The following is a 17,500-nucleotide window of genomic DNA, read 5'->3' as shown; positions in this document are numbered from 1 at the left end:
AAGATACCAGGCCGCTGCGACTGTTTATTAAAAACACAGCACTCTGCAAACACGAAAGTGGACGTATAGGGTGTGACGCCTGCCCGGTGCCGGAAGGTTAATTGATGGGGTTAGCTAACGCGAAGCTCTTGATCGAAGCCCCGGTAAACGGCGGCCGTAACTATAACGGTCCTAAGGTAGCGAAATTCCTTGTCGGGTAAGTTCCGACCTGCACGAATGGCGTAACGATGGCGGCGCTGTCTCCACCCGAGACTCAGTGAAATTGAAATCGCTGTGAAGATGCAGTGTATCCGCGGCTAGACGGAAAGACCCCGTGAACCTTTACTATAGCTTTGCACTGGACTTTGAATTTGCTTGTGTAGGATAGGTGGGAGGCTTTGAAGCGTGGACGCCAGTTCGCGTGGAGCCAACCTTGAAATACCACCCTGGCAACTTTGAGGTTCTAACTCAGGTCCGTTATCCGGATCGAGGACAGTGTATGGTGGGTAGTTTGACTGGGGCGGTCTCCTCCTAAAGAGTAACGGAGGAGTACGAAGGTGCGCTCAGACCGGTCGGAAATCGGTCGTAGAGTATAAAGGCAAAAGCGCGCTTGACTGCGAGACAGACACGTCGAGCAGGTACGAAAGTAGGTCTTAGTGATCCGGTGGTTCTGTATGGAAGGGCCATCGCTCAACGGATAAAAGGTACTCCGGGGATAACAGGCTGATACCGCCCAAGAGTTCATATCGACGGCGGTGTTTGGCACCTCGATGTCGGCTCATCACATCCTGGGGCTGAAGCCGGTCCCAAGGGTATGGCTGTTCGCCATTTAAAGTGGTACGCGAGCTGGGTTTAGAACGTCGTGAGACAGTTCGGTCCCTATCTGCCGTGGACGTTTGAGATTTGAGAGGGGCTGCTCCTAGTACGAGAGGACCGGAGTGGACGAACCTCTGGTGTTCCGGTTGTCACGCCAGTGGCATTGCCGGGTAGCTATGTTCGGAATAGATAACCGCTGAAAGCATCTAAGCGGGAAACTAGCCTCAAGATGAGATCTCACTGGAACCTTGAGTTCCCTGAAGGGCCGTCGAAGACTACGACGTTGATAGGTTGGGTGTGTAAGCGCTGTGAGGCGTTGAGCTAACCAATACTAATTGCCCGTGAGGCTTGACCATATAACACCCAAGCAATTTGACTACTCGAAAGAGCATCAGATTGCGGTGTGTGAAGACGAAATGAACCGAAAGTTCGATTCTCACAAAACACCGAATTCTATTACATACCCAATTTGCTGAAGCGAGGCCAACTGGCCACGACTCAGTACCCGAATTTCTTGACGACCATAGAGCATTGGAACCACCTGATCCCATCCCGAACTCAGTAGTGAAACGATGCATCGCCGATGGTAGTGTGGGGTTTCCCCATGTGAGAGTAGGTCATCGTCAAGATTAAATTCCGAAACCCCAATTGCGAAAGCAGTTGGGGTTTTGTTTTGGGCGCTCGGAAAGGGCTCCGGCAAATGTTTGTCTCGTATTGCCGCATCCGGCGCAAGGCGACGGCAACTGTATGGGAATTAACGTTACATCTGTGCGGGGTAATCACGCCCGGAGTCCGCGCAAGTTTGTCTCCTATTGCGCGCACCATTCTGATGCCCAGAAAGACCAATGCGCTCCAGCTCAGTGCTGACGCGAGCCTTGCACACTATGGAACGCCCCTGATCCTGGGCCACTATAAAGATGGCACGCTTCTTTCATAGCTAAACCTACGAGCAAGCCTGGCCCTGGTCATTAAGTCTTGCCGACAGACATCGCACGCCTTGAGCGCCAGGTAATGAAGCCTGATTGACCAGTCCGCTGGTCGATCAGGTTTTTTTTTGGGGAAAATAGATGCGTCGTACCATTGAGGTTGGGCTGTTGCTCTCCACCGAGGGCACTTACAAAAGTGTTGGCCGCAATGCGTTGGCCGGGGCAACTCACGCGCTTACGCAGATCAATGGCAACCCCAGCTATGACTTTGTCCTGCGTGCCACCCACCTCAATCCACGAGGTGTTCTGCACCGGTACAGCGAAGGGGCTGTGGAATTGATGCAGTCTGGGGTTCGGCACATCTTCGGCACGACTACCTCCGCCAGTCGCAAGGAGATCATTCCGGATCTGGAGCAAAACGCCGGCCTGTTGTGGTACGCCTGCCCGTATGAGGGGTTCGAGAGCAGTGAGCATGTGCTCTATCTCGGCGGTTGCCCGAACCAGACGTTGATCCCTTTGTTGCGCTACGCCCTGCAGACGTTTGGCAAGCGCGCCGTGCTGCTGGGTTCGAACTACAGCTGGGGTTGGGAAAGTAATCGGGTTGCCCGTGAAGTGCTCGAAGTGGCCGGCGCCGAGGTGTTGCTGGAACGCTACATCCACCTGGATGCAACGCCCTTCAGTGAGTTGATCCAGACGCTCCTGGCAGAGCGGCCGGCGTTCATTCTCAACAACTTGATCGGGAAGTCCTCCTACGCCTTTTTGCAGCAGTTGGATGCAGCGTGCAATAGCGTCGGTTGGAGCCTGCCGGTGTTGAGCTGCAACCTGACCGAGGCTGAATTGAGTGACGTCGGCGACCTGCGCAGCCTGCGTGTGTTGTCGTGCGGCCCGTTCTTTGAAGAAGTCGCCCCCGCGTTCAGCCAGCAGCAGCACATGTTGCATGGGGTGTGCCCGATTTCGCACTTCTATACCGGGATGTACGTGGCCCTGCACCTGTTTGCCCGTGCGCTGGAACAGTGTGGCAGCGATGACCCCGATAGGATTTGCCGCTACGTGTATGACCACCCGCAGGACAGCGTATTCGGCAGCCTGGCCATCGCCGAGCGCAACAACCACAGCAGCCAGCCGTGCCATATTGCTGAACTGCGCGCAGGACGTTTTGTGGTCTTGCACAGTGAGGCACGGCCACTGCCGGCCGACCCTTATCTGACCGCCACCGACCTGAGTGAATTTCAACGTCTGCGCGCAGTTGCACCAGCACCCCGCCTGAGGATCGTCAAATGAGCCTGTTCAAACGCCCGGACTTTGAAGCAGGTCGGTTGCTGTTGATCGACTGCGAGCCCCGCAGCCTGGCTAATCTGCACAAGAGCCTGCAGCGGCTGGGGATTACTGCACAGGAGTTGTTTGAGGACGCGGATGATTCGCTCGACGGTTGTTTTGCCGCCATCGTCGAGTTGGAGCCCTTCGCCAGCCCCACCACCCTGCAACGCCTGAATGCTGCCGGCGTACCCATTGTTGCGCTGACCTCCCACGAAACCCTGGCGCATATCCAGCGTGCCATTGAGTTGGGGGCCACGGCGTTGCTGAACAAGCCGATCACCCAAGGCTCGGTCTACACCACGTTGATGATGGCGATCGGTCTGCGTGAGCGACTCGACAGCGACGCACAGACCATTGGCGCGCTGCAACAACGACTCCTGGCCCGGCCGCTGCTGGCCCAGGCACTGGCGCGGCTGATGGTCGAGCAGCAGATCGATGAGCGTGAGGCCTATGAGCGTCTGCGCAGCCTGTCCATGCACCTGAACCGTAGCCTGGATGACTTGTGCGCGGATCTGGCGGCGGACCACCTGCAGCCGAGCAGGGGCCAGCTATGAGGCTGTTGCGTGCCTTGGTTCGCCGCCCGGCGGTGGCGTTGTCGCTGTTGTACATTGTGATTGTCGTGTTACTGGCGTTGTTTGCACCGTGGATGAGCCCGTACGACCCGTCCGAGCAATTTGTCGAGGGCCTGTCGCTGGAAGGTGCGCCCCTGCCACCTGATACGCCGTACCTACTGGGCACTGATCTACTCGGCCGTGATCTGCTGTCGCGGTTGATCTATGGCGCGCGGACGTCATTGTTCATCGGTTTGCTCGCCAATGGCCTGGCGGTGTTGATCGGCACGTTGGTGGGGTTGAGCGCGGGCTTCCTGCGCGGCTGGGTCGGCAGCACGCTGATGCGCTTCACCGACCTGATGATGGCGTTCCCGGCCTTGCTGCTGGCGATTGCGCTGTCGGCGATTTTCCAGCCCAGCGTGTGGATCGTCGCCCTGGTGATTGCCATGGTCAACTGGGTGCAGATCGCCCGGGTGATCTACTCCGAAACCATCGCCCTGAGCGCCCGTGACTTCGTGGCCGTAGAGCGAACCCTGGGCGCCAGTTCGCTGCGCATTCTGTTCTCTCACCTGCTGCCACATTTGCTGCCGACCATCCTGGTCTGGGCCACCCTGGGCATCTCGACCACGGTGTTGCTGGAAGCCACCTTGTCGTACCTGGGCGTAGGGGTCCAGCCGCCAACGCCGAGCTGGGGCAACATCATTTTCGAGAGCCAGACCTACTTCACCTCGGCACCGTGGCTGGTGTTTTTCCCCGGCATTGCGATTGTCCTGCTGTCGCTGGCATTCAACCTGGTGGGCGATGCCCTGCGCGATGAACTCGATCCTACCCTGCAAGGGAGAAGCTGAATGTTGGCCTTCATCAGTCGTCGCATCGGCTACTCGCTGTTGATCCTGCTTGGCGTGACCTTCATCACGTACCTGCTGCTGTTTATGCTGCCTGCTGACCCGGCACGCCAGATTGCCGGGCGCAGTGCCACGCCCGAAGTGGTGGCCGGGATCCGCATGCAGCTAGGGCTCGACTTGCCGTTCTATCAACAGTACGCCAATTACCTGGGCAACCTGGTGCAGGGCGACCTCGGGCGCTCCTACATCCAGCGCAGCCCGGTGACGGAGCTGATCGGCGCGCGCTTGCGTCCGTCCCTGGAATTGATGGCTGCCGGCATCGGTTTCGAGCTGCTGATTGGCATCAGCCTCGGCGTGATCGCCGCATTGCGTCGCGACAGTTGGGCCGACAAAGCCTTGATGGCTCTCTCGTTTATCGGCGTGTCGGCCCCCCAGTTCATCGCGGCGATGCTGTTCCTGTACTTCTTCGCCGTGCAGTTGGACTGGTTCCCCATGGGCGGTTATGGCGGCTTCAAACACCTGCTGTTGCCGGCCCTGACCCTGGGCATTCTCGGCAGCGGCTGGTACTCGCGCATGGTGCGCTCCTCAATGATCGAGGTGCTGCACCAGGACTTCATTCGCACCGCCCGGGCCAAGGGCTTGAGCCGCGTACGTGTGGTTTTGCGCCATGTATTGCCCAACGCCATCGTGCCGGTGATTCCGATGATCGGCATCGACATCGGGATCTTCATGGGCGGGCTGGTGGTGGTCGAGTCAGTCTTCGGCTGGCCTGGGATCGGCCAGTTGACATGGCAGGCGATCCAGCAAGTCGACATCCCGGTGATTGTCGGGGTGACCACGGTTTCAGCGGTGGCAATCGTTTTGGGCAACCTGGTCGCCGACCTGGTGATCCCTTGGGTCGACCCGCGTATCGACATCAAAAAACACTAAGAACATCACCATAGGTAAGGGGCTGGAGCATGAATCGCAAAGCATTATCCTTGGCCATCGCGGCTGCATTGTTTGCCGGCAATCTGTTGGCCGATGACTTTGATCCAAACGCCAAAGACGGTGGCGCCGCCGTCATTACCTATCAAAACGATGTGGCCACCCTCGACCCGGCCATCGGTTATGACTGGCAGAATTGGTCGATGATCAAAAGCCTGTTCGACGGGCTGATGGACTACAAGCCTGGCACTACAGAGCTGACCAAGAACCTGGCGTCGGACTACAGCATCTCCGAGGATGGCACCGTCTATACCTTCACCTTGAAGAAAGGCGTGAAGTTCCAGAACGGTCGCGAACTCAAGGCCAGCGACGTGAAGTATTCCCTGGAGCGTACCGTCAACCCGAAAACCCAGAGCCCTGGCGCGGGCTTCTTCAGTTCGATCGTGGGCTATGAAGACATGACGACCAACAAGGCCGAGCATTTGTCGGGCATTGAGGTCGTCGACGATTACACCGTCAAGATCACGCTCAAGTCGGCGAATGCGACATTCCTGCAGGTGATGGCGATCAATTTCTCCTTTGTCGTACCCAAGGAGGAGGTCGAGAAGTGGGGCGCGGACTTCGGCAAGCATCCGGTGGGCACCGGCGCCTACAGCCTGGCGGAGTGGAAGCTGGGGCAACAGATTCTGTTCAAGAAGAACCCGAGCTATTTCAAGGCAGGCCTGCCGCACCTCGACACGATTACCTTTGAAGTCGGTCAGGATCCGATGGTCGCACTCCTGCGCTTGCAGAAGGGCGAGGTCGATATCGCGGGCGACGGTGTGCCGCCGGCCAAGTTCCTGGAGTTCAAGAACGATCCCAAGTTCAAGAACCTGGTGGTCATCGGTGATCAATTGCAGACCGGCTACCTGACCCTGAAAACCACACTGCCGCCCTTCGACAACCTCAAGGTGCGCCAGGCGGTGAACATGGCGATCAGCAAGGATCGCATTGTGCGCATCATCAACGGCCGCGCGGTCCCGGCCAACCAGCCGCTGCCGCCAGCGATGCCGGGCTACGACAAGGACTACAAAGGCTACGCCTACGATGTCGAAGGCGCGAAGAAGCTCTTGGCCGAAGCCGGCTTCGACAAGGGTTTCGACACCGAGATGTACGTGATGAACACCGATCCGCAGCCGCGTATCGCCCAGGCTATCCAGCAAGACCTGGCGAAGGTCGGGGTGCGTGTGAAGATCAAGTCCCTGGCGCAAGCCAACGTGATTGCGGCAGGCGGTTCCAAGGACCAGGCGCCGATGGTGTGGTCTGGTGGCATGGCCTGGATTGCCGACTTCCCGGACCCCTCGAATTTCTACGGGCCGATCCTGGGCTGTGACAGTGCGGTGGACGGTGGCTGGAACTGGGCGCTGTATTGCAACAAGAGCCTGGATGCGCTGGCCGCCAAGGCCGACAGCATGGCCAAGCCGGAGCAACAGGCCGAGCGTACGGCCCTGTGGAAGAAGATCTTCATCGATGTGATGGCCGATGCGCCGTGGGTCCCGATCTTCAACGAACAGCGCTTCACCGTGCGCTCCTCGCGCATGGGCGGCAGCGACGCGCTGTACGTCGATCCGGTGCACATCCCGGTCAACTACAACTACATCTACCTGAAATAAAGCGCAGCCGGCCTGCGCGCTGGCCTGTCAGCCACCACGCCTTCCGGGCGTGGTCTTTACGTGGAGCTTTCTCCCTATGTGCCAGAACTGCCTGGTCAAGACCATTCACAGCGTCAACAGCCATTTCGGCTGGGACAACAGCATCGAACCGACCGCCCGGGTGGCGCCAGGTGCCATGCTGGAGTTCTGCTGCCGGGATTCGTCCAACGGCTTCTTCACGCCGCAATCGACGGTGAGCGATGTCACCCAGGTGCCGTTTGACACCATCAACCCGGTCACCGGACCGATTTTTGTCGAGGGTGCAGAGCCAGGCGACGTGCTGAAAATCACCCTCGACAGCTTCAAACCGAGTGGCTTTGGCTGGACGGCCAACATCCCGGGGTTTGGTCTGCTCGCTGACCAGTTCACGGACCCCGCCCTGGTGCTGTGGCACTACGACAAACTGGCCCTGAGCCCAGCGGCCTTCAGCACGTTCGCCAAGGTGCCGCTCAAGCCCTTCGCCGGCACCATCGGCCTGGCGCCAGCGTTGGCGGGCTTGCACTCGGTGGTGCCGCCGCGCCGGGTCGGCGGCAATTTGGACATCCGCGACCTGTCGGCCGGTACCACGTTGTACCTGCCGGTGGAGGTCAGCGGCGCCTTGTTGTCGATTGGCGATACTCACGCCGCGCAAGGCGATGGCGAGGTGTGTGGTACCGCAATCGAGAGCGCGATGGACGTGGTGGTGAAGCTGGACCTGATCAAGAACACCCCGCTGGCAACGCCGCGCTTCAGCACCCCAGGCCCCGTGACCCGTCACCTGGACGGTGCGGGCTACGAAGCCTTCACCGGCATCGGCCCGGACTTGATGCAAGCCGCGCGTCAGGCCGTCAGCAACACCATCGACTGGCTGTGCCGTGAGCACCATATGCCGGCGGAGCAGGCGTACATGCTGTGCTCGGTGTGTGGCGATTTACGCATCAGCGAGATCGTTGACCTGCCCAACTGGGTCGTGTCGTTCTACTTCCCGAAAATCGTATTTGCCTGATGGCTGTTCATCGCCAACGGCTAGGCGTTTATTGCTTCACGCGTGAGGAGCTTTGATGAGTAACGGGACCTCCCAGCCGATTCTGTCGGTGCAGCAGCTGTCCATTGATGTCGGCATGGGGGCCAGCTCCCGGCGCGTGGTCGATCACCTGAGCTTCGACCTGTTTGCCGGCCAGACACTGTGTATTGCCGGGGAGTCTGGCAGTGGTAAATCGCTGTCGTCACTGGCGATCATGGGGCTGTTGCCCAAGGCCGTCCGGGTGGCCGAAGGCGCGATCAGCTTTGAAGGGCGCGACTTGATCGGCGCGCCCGAGCGCGAGTTGCAACGCTTGCGCGGCAAGCAGATAGGCATGATTTTCCAGGAGCCGATGACATCGCTGAATCCGCTGATGACCGTTGGCCAACAACTGCAGGAGACGCTGCGTCGGCACGAACCACTGGGGCGCCAGGCGCTGCGCCAGCGCGCCCGGGAGATGCTTGAATCAGTGCGCATGCCGCAGGTGGAAAAGCGCTTGCAGCAGTACCCTCATGAGTTATCCGGCGGCATGCGCCAGCGCGTGATGATCGCGATGGCCATGCTCTGCCGCCCCAAGGTACTGATCGCCGATGAACCGACCACTGCACTGGACGTGACCATCCAGGCGCAGATCCTGGAGCTGATGCGCGAGCTGCAACAGGTCTACGGCACCAGCTTGCTGATGATCACGCACGACATGGGGGTGGTCGCTGAAATGGCCGACCAGGTGGTGGTGATGAACCATGGCCGCACCGAAGAACAAGCGCCCGTGCGCCAGTTGTTCACCCAACCTCAGGCCGACTACACCCGTAAATTGCTCGCAGCGGTGCCGGTGCTGGGCACGGCGGGCCAGCCGGGTGACGTCAGCCAGCAACCGGTGGTCTTGCAGGTGCGCGACTTGTCGGTGCGTTTTCCTGTGCGCATGGGCTGGTTCGAGGAGGACAAACAGGTACACGCGGTAGAAGGCGTCAACTTTGAACTGCGCCAGGGCGAAACCCTGGGGCTGGTCGGGGAGAGCGGATGCGGTAAATCCACCACCGGCAAGGCGTTGATGAATATGCTGGCCTATCAAGGCAGCGTGCAGTTGTTCGGCAAGGAACTGAACGGCTTGCACGGCGCCGAGCTTCAGGCTGTGCGGCGTGATATCCAGATGGTCTTCCAGGACCCTTACGCGGCCCTGAACCCACGCAAAAACATCCTGGAGCTGGTAGGTGAGCCGCTGTTGATCCATGACCAGTTGCCACTGGCGCAACGACAGGAACGTGTCGCCGAGCTGTTGCGCCAGGTCGACATGCCGGTTGACGCCATGTATCGCTACCCACACCAGTTCTCGGGCGGGCAGCGCCAGCGTATCTGCATTGCCCGGGCATTGGCGCTCAACCCCAAAGTCATCATCGCCGATGAATCCGTCTCGGCCCTCGATGTGTCAGTGCAGGCCCAGGTGCTTGAGCTGCTGGAACACCTGCGCGAACAGCATCGACTCAGCTACCTGTTCATCTCCCACGACATGGCCGTGGTCGAGCGCATCTGCCATCGTGTCGCCGTGATGTATGGCGGGCAGATTGTCGAGATCGGCCGCCGTGATCACGTACTGCACAATCCCCAGCATCCCTACACCAAACGCCTGTTAAGCGCGGTGCCAATGCCCGATGTCGATCAGAAGCGCGACTTCAAGGCGTTGCTGCAAGAGTTCGAGCAACCCAGCCCGATCAAGGGCAAGGGCTTTGAAGCGCCGGTGCAGAAGTTTCACGAGGTGGGCGGGGGGCATTGGGTGGCGGTGGGGTAGTCGATCGCGATTGCGCTATAGCCGGGCCGATGGCCAGACACAAAAAAACCGGCTCAAGTGGCCGGTTTCTCTGTTGCTGAGAGTCTGGTAGAGACTTTCAGATACTGCTATATGGTGCCCCGAGGGAGACTCGAACTCCCACTCCTTTCGAAAACGGATTTTGAATCCGCCGCGTCTACCAATTCCGCCATCAGGGCTCAATGGCGGCGAAGTATAGAGAGGTGATTACCGTTGGTCAATCACGTTTCATGGTCTATTTTCACTATTTCCGCTAGACTTCCCGGCCCTGCTAGACGAACCCCATCATGCGCGTTGCTGACTTTACTTTTGAACTCCCGGATTCGCTGATTGCTCGCCACCCTTTGGCCGAGCGTCGCGCCAGTCGACTGTTGACCCTGGACGGGGTCAGCGGTGCCCTTGCACACCGTCAATTCACTGATTTGCTTGAGCATTTGCGCCCAGGCGACTTGATGGTCTTCAACAATACCCGGGTGATTCCGGCGCGGCTGTTTGGCCAGAAAGCTTCCGGCGGCAAGCTGGAAATTCTGGTGGAGCGGGTGCTGGACAGCCATCGTGTGCTGGCCCATGTGCGCTCCAGCAAATCACCCAAACCAGGGTCGAACATTCTGATTGATGGCGGTGGCGAAGCCGAGATGGTCGCGCGCCATGACGCGTTGTTCGAGCTCAAGTTTGCCGAGGAAGTGTTGCCGCTGTTGGAGCGTGTCGGTCATATGCCGTTGCCTCCTTATATAGACCGCCCCGACGAAGACTCGGACCGCGAGCGCTATCAGACGGTGTACTCCCAGCGCCTTGGTGCCGTCGCTGCGCCGACGGCCGGGTTGCATTTCGACCAGCCGCTGCTGGATGCGATTGCGGCCAAGGGCGTCGAGACGGCCTATGTGACCCTGCACGTGGGGGCCGGGACGTTTCAGCCGGTACGTGTGGATAACATCGAAGACCACCATATGCACAGCGAATGGCTGGAAGTCAGCCAGGACGTCGTGGATGCGGTCAACGCGTGCAAGGCACGCGGTGGGCGAGTGGTCGCAGTGGGCACCACCAGCGTGCGTTCCCTGGAGAGTGCGGCGCGCGATGGCGTGCTCAAGCCGTTCAGTGGCGACACCGATATCTTTATCTACCCAGGCCGGCCGTTCCATGTGGTCGATTGCCTGGTCACCAACTTCCATTTGCCCGAATCCACGCTGTTGATGCTGGTCTCGGCATTTGCCGGTTACCCCGAAACCATGGCCGCCTACCAGGCCGCCATCGATAACGGGTACCGTTTTTTCAGCTACGGTGATGCGATGTTTATCACCCGTAATCCGGCGCCGCGCGGCCCAGAGGAACAACTATGAGTCGTATGTCGTTTGAATTATTGGCCACCGACGGCAAGGCCCGTCGCGGTCGCCTGACCTTCCCCCGTGGCACTGTGGAGACCCCGGCGTTCATGCCGGTCGGCACCTACGGCACCGTCAAGGGCATGCTGCCGCGTGACATCGTTGCCACCGGCGCCGAGATCATCCTCGGCAACACCTTCCACCTGTGGCTGCGCCCGGGCACGGAAGTGATCAAGAAGCACGGTGACTTGCACGATTTCATGAAGTGGCAAGGCCCGATCCTCACCGACTCCGGTGGTTTCCAGGTGTTCAGCCTGGGCGCCATGCGCAAGATCAAGGAGGAGGGCGTGACCTTCGCCTCGCCGGTGGACGGTTCCAAGGTGTTCATGGGCCCGGAGGAGTCGATGCAGGTCCAGCGCGACCTGGGCTCTGACATCGTGATGATTTTTGACGAGTGCACGCCGTACCCGGCCGATGAAGATGTGGCGCGGATTTCCATGGAGTTGTCGCTGCGCTGGGCCCAGCGTTCGAAGAATGCCCATGGCGACAACACTGCCGCGCTGTTCGGCATCGTCCAGGGTGGCATGCACGAAAGCCTGCGCAAGCGCTCGCTGGAAGGCCTGGACAAGATCGGTTTCGATGGCCTGGCCATTGGCGGCCTGTCGGTGGGCGAGCCCAAGCACGAGATGATCAAGGTGCTGGACTACCTGCCAGGCCTGATGCCTTCTGACAAACCTCGTTACCTTATGGGCGTTGGCAAACCGGAAGATCTCGTAGAGGGTGTGCGCCGCGGTGTGGACATGTTCGATTGCGTGATGCCAACCCGTAATGCCCGCAATGGGCATCTGTTCATTGATACAGGCGTGCTGAAGATCCGTAACGCGTTCCATCGCCATGATGATTCGCCGCTGGATCCCACCTGTGATTGCTACACCTGCCAGAACTTCTCCCGTGCTTATCTGCACCATCTGGACAAATGCGGGGAAATGCTGGGTAGCATGTTGAATACCATCCACAATTTGCGTCACTACCAAGTCCTGATGGCTGGTTTGCGCGAGGCTATTCAACAGGGTACATTGGCCGCCTTTGTCGATGCCTTCTATGCCAAGCGCGGGCTTCCCGTGCCGCCCTTGGACTGAGTTTCCCGACCCTAAGATTCACTATTTGCAACTGGAGTGCTAAATGAGCTTTTTTATCTCTAACGCTATGGCTGACGCCGCTGCACCGGCCGCTGCCGGTCCTATGGGCGGTGGTTTCGAGTGGATTTTCCTGGTCGGCTTCCTGGTCATCTTCTACCTGATGATCTGGCGCCCACAGGCCAAGCGCGCCAAAGAGCAGAAAAACCTGCTGGGCAGCTTGCAGAAAGGCGACGAAGTGGTCACCACCGGCGGCATCGCTGGCAAGATCACCAAGGTTGCCGACGCTTTCGTGGTCCTGGAAGTTTCCGACACCGTTGAAATCAAGTTCCAGAAAGGCGCCATCGCCGCCACGCTGCCAAAAGGCACGCTCAAAGCGATCTGAGTAACAACTTTTACCAATCGACGGGGCGCGCAAGGCGCCCCGCGTCATAAGCGGGCGGCGTGATGCTGAACAAATACCCTCTGTGGAAATACGTACTGATCCTGGCGGTGCTGGCGATCGGTTTTATTTATTCCGCTCCCAATCTCTATCCTGATGACCCTGCGATCCAGATCACTGGCGCCAGCACTTCGCTGCAGGTCAATCAGGCTGATCTGGAACGCGCGAGCAAAGCGCTCACTGACGCGGGTATCCAGGTCAAGGCGGCAACATTGGCAGCTGATGCGAAGGGCGGCTTGTTGCGCCTGACCAAGCAGGAAGACCAATTGCCGGCCAAAGATGTCGTGCGCAAGGTGATGGGGGATGACTATGTCGTCGCGCTCAACCTGGCACAGACCACGCCAAAATGGCTGAGCAGCATCGGTGCACACCCGATGAAGCTGGGCCTGGACTTGTCCGGTGGTGTGCACTTCCTGTTGGAAGTGGACATGGACAAAGCCCTCGACGCGCGCATGAAAGTCTACGAAGGCGATGTGAAGAGCCTGCTGCGCAAAGAGAAGTTGCGTTATCGCAGCCTGCCGCAGCTCAACGGTGCGATCCAGCTGGGCTTTGCTGACGAGGCCGCCCGTGAACAGGCGCGTGCCCTGATTCGCAAGAGCTTTAACGATTTCGACATTGTGCCTGCCGACCTCAATGGTCAGCCGGTGCTGCGTCTGGCGATGACCCCGGCCAAGCTGGCGGAAATCCGTGAATACTCCATCAAGCAGAACTTGACCACGGTACGTAACCGCGTCAACGAGCTGGGTGTGGCCGAGCCTCTGGTTCAGCGCCAGGGTGCCAACCGCATCGTGGTCGAGCTGCCAGGCGTGCAGGACACCGCTGAAGCCAAGCGGATCCTCGGCAAGACCGCCAACCTTGAGTTCCGCCTGGCCGCCGAGCCGGGTGCTTCCAAGGCCACTTCCGAGACTTTCGAGTTCCGTGAGGGCAATCGTCCTTCTGCGCAGATCGAGCGTAGCCTGATCATCACGGGCGACCAGGTGACAGACGCCAAGGCCGGTTTCGGTGAGCACGGTACGCCTGAAGTGAACATCCGCCTGGATGGTCATGGCGGCGAACTGATGAACCGCGCCACCCGCAGCAACGTCGGTCGCAGCATGGCGGTGATCTTCATCGAGCAACGCCCGGTGACCACCTACGTCAAGCAAATGGTCAACGGCGTCGAGAAAGACGTGGCGGTCCAGACCTTCAAGGAAGAGAAGAAGATCATCAGCCTGGCGACCATTCAGTCGCCGCTGGGTGCTCAATTCCGTATCACCGGCCTGAACGGCCAGGGTGAGTCTTCCGAGCTGGCCCTGTTGCTGCGTGCCGGTGGCCTGGCGGCACCGATGTACTTTGCTGAAGAACGCACCATCGGTCCAAGCCTGGGTGCCGACAACATCACTAAGGGCGTCGATGCGGCGCTGTGGGGCATGTTGTTTGTTTCCCTGTTCATCATCGCCATCTATCGCTTCTTTGGCGTGATCGCCACCGTTGCGCTGGCGGGGAACATGGTCATGTTGCTGGCCTTGATGTCGCTGCTGGGGGCTACACTGACCCTGCCGGGTATCGCCGGTATCGTACTCACCATGGGTATGGCGGTGGACGCCAACGTGCTGATCTTCTCGCGGATTCGTGAAGAGATCGCGGCGGGCATGAGCGTACAACGGGCAATCAACGAAGGTTTCGGCCGGGCATTTACCGCTATTCTCGACTCCAACCTGACCACTTTGCTGGTCGGCGGGATTCTCTTTGCCATGGGCACCGGCCCGGTCAAAGGTTTTGCGGTGACCATGTCCCTGGGTATCTTTACCTCGATGTTCACGGCCATTCTGGTGACCCGCGCTATGGTCAACCTGATCTATGGCGGGCGTGACTTCAAGAAGTTGTGGATTTAAGGGGCTGCCATGTTACGTACAATCAACTTCATGGGCGTTCGCAACGTTGCGTTCGGCGTCACTGTGCTCCTTACTGTCCTGGCGTTGTTCAGCTGGTTTCATAAGGGTCTGAACTACGGTCTGGACTTCACCGGCGGTACGCTCATCGAGCTGACCTACGAGAAGCCGGCCGACGTTGCCAAGGTGCGTACCCAACTGAACGAGGCCGGTTATCAGGAGGCCATCGTGCAGAGCTTTGGCGCGACTACCGACTTGCTGGTGCGTATGCCTGGCGAAGACCCGCAACTGGGTCACCAGGTGGCCGAGGCCTTGCTCAAGGTCGGTGGCGACAACCCGGCGTCGGTCAAGCGTGTCGAGTTCGTCGGCCCGCAGGTCGGTGAAGAACTGCGCGACCAGGGCGGCCTCGGCATGCTGATGGCGCTGGCCGGCATCATGATCTACCTGGCATTCCGCTTTCAGTGGAAGTTCGGTGTCGGTGCGATTGTCTCGCTGATCCACGACGTGATCGTGACCGTGGGCATCCTGGCGTACTTCCAGATTACCTTCGACCTGACAGTATTGGCGGCGGTGCTGGCGATCATTGGTTACTCACTCAACGACACCATCGTGGTATTCGACCGGGTTCGCGAGAACTTCCGGGTGCTGCGTAAGGCGACGTTGATCGAAAACATCAACATCTCCACCACCCAGACCCTGTTGCGCACCATGGCGACGTCGATCTCCACCTTGCTGGCGATTGCCGCACTGATGATCTTCGGTGGCGACAACCTGTGGGGCTTCTCCCTGGCGCTGTTTATCGGCGTCCTGGCGGGTACCTACTCGTCGATCTACATCGCCAACGTGGTGCTGATCTGGCTGAACCTCAGCAGCGAGGACCTGATCCCTCCTGTCGCAACCGACAAGGAGATCGACGACCGCCCTTGATGGGTGTTTGTTGATCCGCTGTTACAAAGAAGGCGTGAGTATTGAACTCACGCCTTTTTTTTTGCTCCAAGGCTGGGTATAGCGCGGACTTTTCAGTCCGCTTGTGATGGTCAGGAGGTTCACGTGAACAAGTCGTTACTGGTTGGTGCGGTATTGGGTGCTGTCGGTGTGACTGCCGGGGGTGCTGTTGCCACCTACAGCCTGGTAAAAAGCGGCCCTGAGTATGCGCAAGTGCTGGCGGTGCAGCCGGTCAAGACCCAGATCAAAACCCCTCGTGAGGTCTGCAAGGACGTCACCGTGACCCGGCAGCGTCCGGTGCAGGATCAGCATCAAATCGCCGGTACTGTGGTTGGCGCCCTGGCAGGCGGCCTGTTGGGTAATCAGATTGGTGGCGGTTCTGGCAAGAAGATTGCCACCGTAGCCGGTGCGGTTGGTGGCGGTTATGCAGGTAACAAGGTTCAGGAAGGCATGCAGAACCGTGATACCTACACCACCACCCAGACGCGTTGTAACACCGTCAATGACATCAGCGACAAGGTTGTCGGCTATGACGTGCGTTACAACCTGGATGGCAAGGAGGGGTCGGTGCGTATGGAGCGTGATCCAGGTAGCCAGATCCCTGTCGACAAGGAAGGGCGTTTGATCCTGGGCCAGAATCAGCAGTAATCCCAGGTCTGGCGCAATACAAAATGTGGGAGCGGGCTTGCTCGCGATAGCGGTGGGTCAGTCAAGTCTATCTAAACTGACACTCCGCTATCGCGAGCAAACCCGCTTGTATGTTTAAACTTGAAGGGGTGGGCGGTGACTAAAAGCCCGATTCCGACTCTAGCCAGTACGGACCGTGGGAGACTTCTCGTCCCGCCCTTTCTACCCCAAGCGCCGATAAGGAATTCATCGGGAAAACCGACGATAGAGGCAAGCCAGCGCTGGGGTAGACCCCGACAAGCCCTTAAACACTAGCTCCGAGGATTTGTTATGACAATCCTTACTTCACCAACGGTTCTGGGTATCGATGTGGCCAAGGCCGACGTCGTCGCCTACCGCGAAGACCTCAAAGCCATTCAAACCATTACCAACGACCGCGATGCTCTTGGCCGCTGGCTCAAAACGCTACCTGCCAACAGCTCAATTGCCCTGGAAGCCACCAGCACTTACCACTTGGACACAGCTGAACTCGCCCATGAAATGGGACATCGGGTTTACGTTGTAGACGCTTATCGGTTGAGCCATTACCGCGAAAGCATTGGCCAACGGGCGAAAACAGACCCTTGCGATGCGCGTTTGCTGGCGCGCTACCTGAGCAGCGAGCAGGAACGGCTGCGGCTCTGGAGCCCACCTCCGCAGGCTTATAAGCTATTGAAAAGCTTACTGCACCGACGTGCAGAGCTTATCAACTTGCGCGTGAGCCTAACGCTGAGTTGGTCGGGCGAACCGCTTTTGAAGGACGAATTGGCCCAGCAGTTAAAGTCCTTCAAACAAGCTGAGCTGGTCATTCAGAAGTTGCTGCACAAAGTCAGCAAAGAGGCAGGCATCACCGAAAACATCAAGCGCTGCAAAGCCATTGAAGGGGTTGGTGATCTTACGGCTACGGGTCTAGCGACAGCCTTCATGCGTGGCCATTTCGCCAGTGGCGATGCATTCATCGCTTTCTTGGGGATGGATCTGAGACCAAAAGACTCCGGAAAGAAGGCCGGTCCTCGGCACCTGAGTAAAAAGGGCGATTCGGAGTTACGGCGCCTTGCTCACAACGCAGCAATGGCCGCTAGCCGATCGCCGACCTGGAAACCCTATTACGAGTCCTACCTGGCCCGAGGATTGGCAAAGACCCAAGCCCTGGTGATCCTCGCCCGCAAGCTCTGCCGGGTGGCATTCGCGCTGATGAAAAACCAGAGCGAATATCAGCCGAATTTAAGGTTGCAGGGTTTCCCTGCAACATAGAATCTCCCACA

14 protein-coding genes, 1 tRNA gene and 2 rRNA genes (1 of these 17 cut by a window edge) are annotated in these 17,500 nt (G+C 58.9%); 16 read left to right on the top strand and 1 reads right to left on the bottom strand.

Annotated elements, in window-relative coordinates:
- The 9 genes from BFQ03_RS10025 to BFQ03_RS09985 all read left to right on the top strand — a co-directional run.
- Window positions 1-1,151: ribosomal RNA gene (locus BFQ03_RS10025) — 23S ribosomal RNA — on the top strand (it extends 1,743 nt beyond the left edge of the window).
- Between the two features lie 157 nt (window positions 1,152-1,308).
- Window positions 1,309-1,424, top strand: a 5S ribosomal RNA gene (gene rrf, locus BFQ03_RS10020).
- A 438-nt stretch (window positions 1,425-1,862) separates the two neighbouring features.
- Window positions 1,863-3,002: a transporter substrate-binding protein gene (locus tag BFQ03_RS10015; protein WP_065942978.1), complete on the top strand. Its 1,140-nt coding sequence runs from the start codon at window positions 1,863-1,865 to the stop codon at window positions 3,000-3,002.
- Window positions 2,999-3,592: an ANTAR domain-containing response regulator gene (locus BFQ03_RS10010; RefSeq protein ID WP_032858327.1), complete on the top strand. Its 594-nt coding sequence runs from the start codon at window positions 2,999-3,001 to the stop codon at window positions 3,590-3,592. Before BFQ03_RS10015 ends, BFQ03_RS10010 begins: the two co-directional genes overlap by 4 nt.
- Window positions 3,589-4,437, top strand: a complete 849-nt coding sequence (locus BFQ03_RS10005) for an ABC transporter permease (protein WP_032858326.1) — start codon at window positions 3,589-3,591, stop codon at window positions 4,435-4,437. Before BFQ03_RS10010 ends, BFQ03_RS10005 begins: the two co-directional genes overlap by 4 nt.
- Window positions 4,438-5,364 carry an ABC transporter permease gene (locus tag BFQ03_RS10000; protein WP_032858324.1) on the top strand — a complete coding sequence of 309 codons (927 nt, stop codon included), beginning with the start codon at window positions 4,438-4,440 and terminating at the stop codon, window positions 5,362-5,364. It abuts the gene before it with no gap.
- Window positions 5,365-5,393: 29 nt separating this feature from the next.
- Window positions 5,394-7,013, top strand: a complete 1,620-nt coding sequence (locus tag BFQ03_RS09995; protein ID WP_032858323.1) for an ABC transporter substrate-binding protein — start codon at window positions 5,394-5,396, stop codon at window positions 7,011-7,013.
- A 76-nt stretch (window positions 7,014-7,089) separates the two neighbouring features.
- A complete protein-coding gene (locus BFQ03_RS09990; protein ID WP_032858322.1) occupies window positions 7,090-8,037 on the top strand; it encodes an acetamidase/formamidase family protein in 948 nt (315 codons plus the stop codon).
- 55 nt (window positions 8,038-8,092) lie between these two features.
- Entirely contained in the window at window positions 8,093-9,838 is a 1,746-nt protein-coding gene (locus tag BFQ03_RS09985; protein WP_032858321.1) for an ABC transporter ATP-binding protein, read from the top strand.
- A gap of 112 nt (window positions 9,839-9,950) precedes the next feature.
- On the opposite strand, the gene BFQ03_RS09980 is transcribed toward BFQ03_RS09985, so the two are convergent.
- Window positions 9,951-10,035, bottom strand: a tRNA-Leu gene (locus BFQ03_RS09980).
- A gap of 108 nt (window positions 10,036-10,143) precedes the next feature.
- Here BFQ03_RS09980 and queA point away from each other — a divergent pair.
- From queA to BFQ03_RS09945, 7 genes are all read left to right on the top strand, one after another.
- The gene (queA, locus tag BFQ03_RS09975) at window positions 10,144-11,193 is read left to right on the top strand and encodes a tRNA preQ1(34) S-adenosylmethionine ribosyltransferase-isomerase QueA (RefSeq protein WP_065942977.1); all 1,050 of its coding nucleotides are present in this window, start codon (window positions 10,144-10,146) and stop codon (window positions 11,191-11,193) included.
- A gap of 5 nt (window positions 11,194-11,198) precedes the next feature.
- On the top strand, window positions 11,199-12,314 hold the full coding sequence (tgt, locus tag BFQ03_RS09970) for a tRNA guanosine(34) transglycosylase Tgt (protein WP_032858353.1): 1,116 nt from the start codon (window positions 11,199-11,201) through the stop codon (window positions 12,312-12,314).
- A 43-nt stretch (window positions 12,315-12,357) separates the two neighbouring features.
- On the top strand, window positions 12,358-12,696 hold the full coding sequence (gene yajC, locus BFQ03_RS09965; RefSeq protein WP_032858314.1) for a preprotein translocase subunit YajC: 339 nt from the start codon (window positions 12,358-12,360) through the stop codon (window positions 12,694-12,696).
- A 62-nt stretch (window positions 12,697-12,758) separates the two neighbouring features.
- Complete coding sequence (secD, locus tag BFQ03_RS09960) at window positions 12,759-14,627, top strand: protein translocase subunit SecD (protein ID WP_032858313.1); 1,869 nt, start codon at window positions 12,759-12,761, stop codon at window positions 14,625-14,627.
- Window positions 14,628-14,636: 9 nt separating this feature from the next.
- On the top strand, window positions 14,637-15,551 hold the full coding sequence (gene secF, locus BFQ03_RS09955; protein WP_032858311.1) for a protein translocase subunit SecF: 915 nt from the start codon (window positions 14,637-14,639) through the stop codon (window positions 15,549-15,551).
- 123 nt (window positions 15,552-15,674) lie between these two features.
- Window positions 15,675-16,217 carry a glycine zipper 2TM domain-containing protein gene (locus tag BFQ03_RS09950; RefSeq protein ID WP_032858310.1) on the top strand — a complete coding sequence of 181 codons (543 nt, stop codon included), beginning with the start codon at window positions 15,675-15,677 and terminating at the stop codon, window positions 16,215-16,217.
- A 309-nt stretch (window positions 16,218-16,526) separates the two neighbouring features.
- Window positions 16,527-17,489: an IS110 family transposase gene (locus tag BFQ03_RS09945; RefSeq protein ID WP_065942825.1), complete on the top strand. Its 963-nt coding sequence runs from the start codon at window positions 16,527-16,529 to the stop codon at window positions 17,487-17,489.
- Window positions 17,490-17,500 lie beyond the last annotated feature (11 nt).

The sequence above is a fragment of the Pseudomonas sp. 25 R 14 genome (assembly GCF_900004755.1).
Taxonomy (GTDB): Bacteria; Pseudomonadota; Gammaproteobacteria; order Pseudomonadales; family Pseudomonadaceae; genus Aquipseudomonas; species Aquipseudomonas brenneri.
The sequence above is the reverse complement of the archived record's forward strand: the minus strand, read 5'-3'. Positions and strand labels throughout refer to the sequence as shown.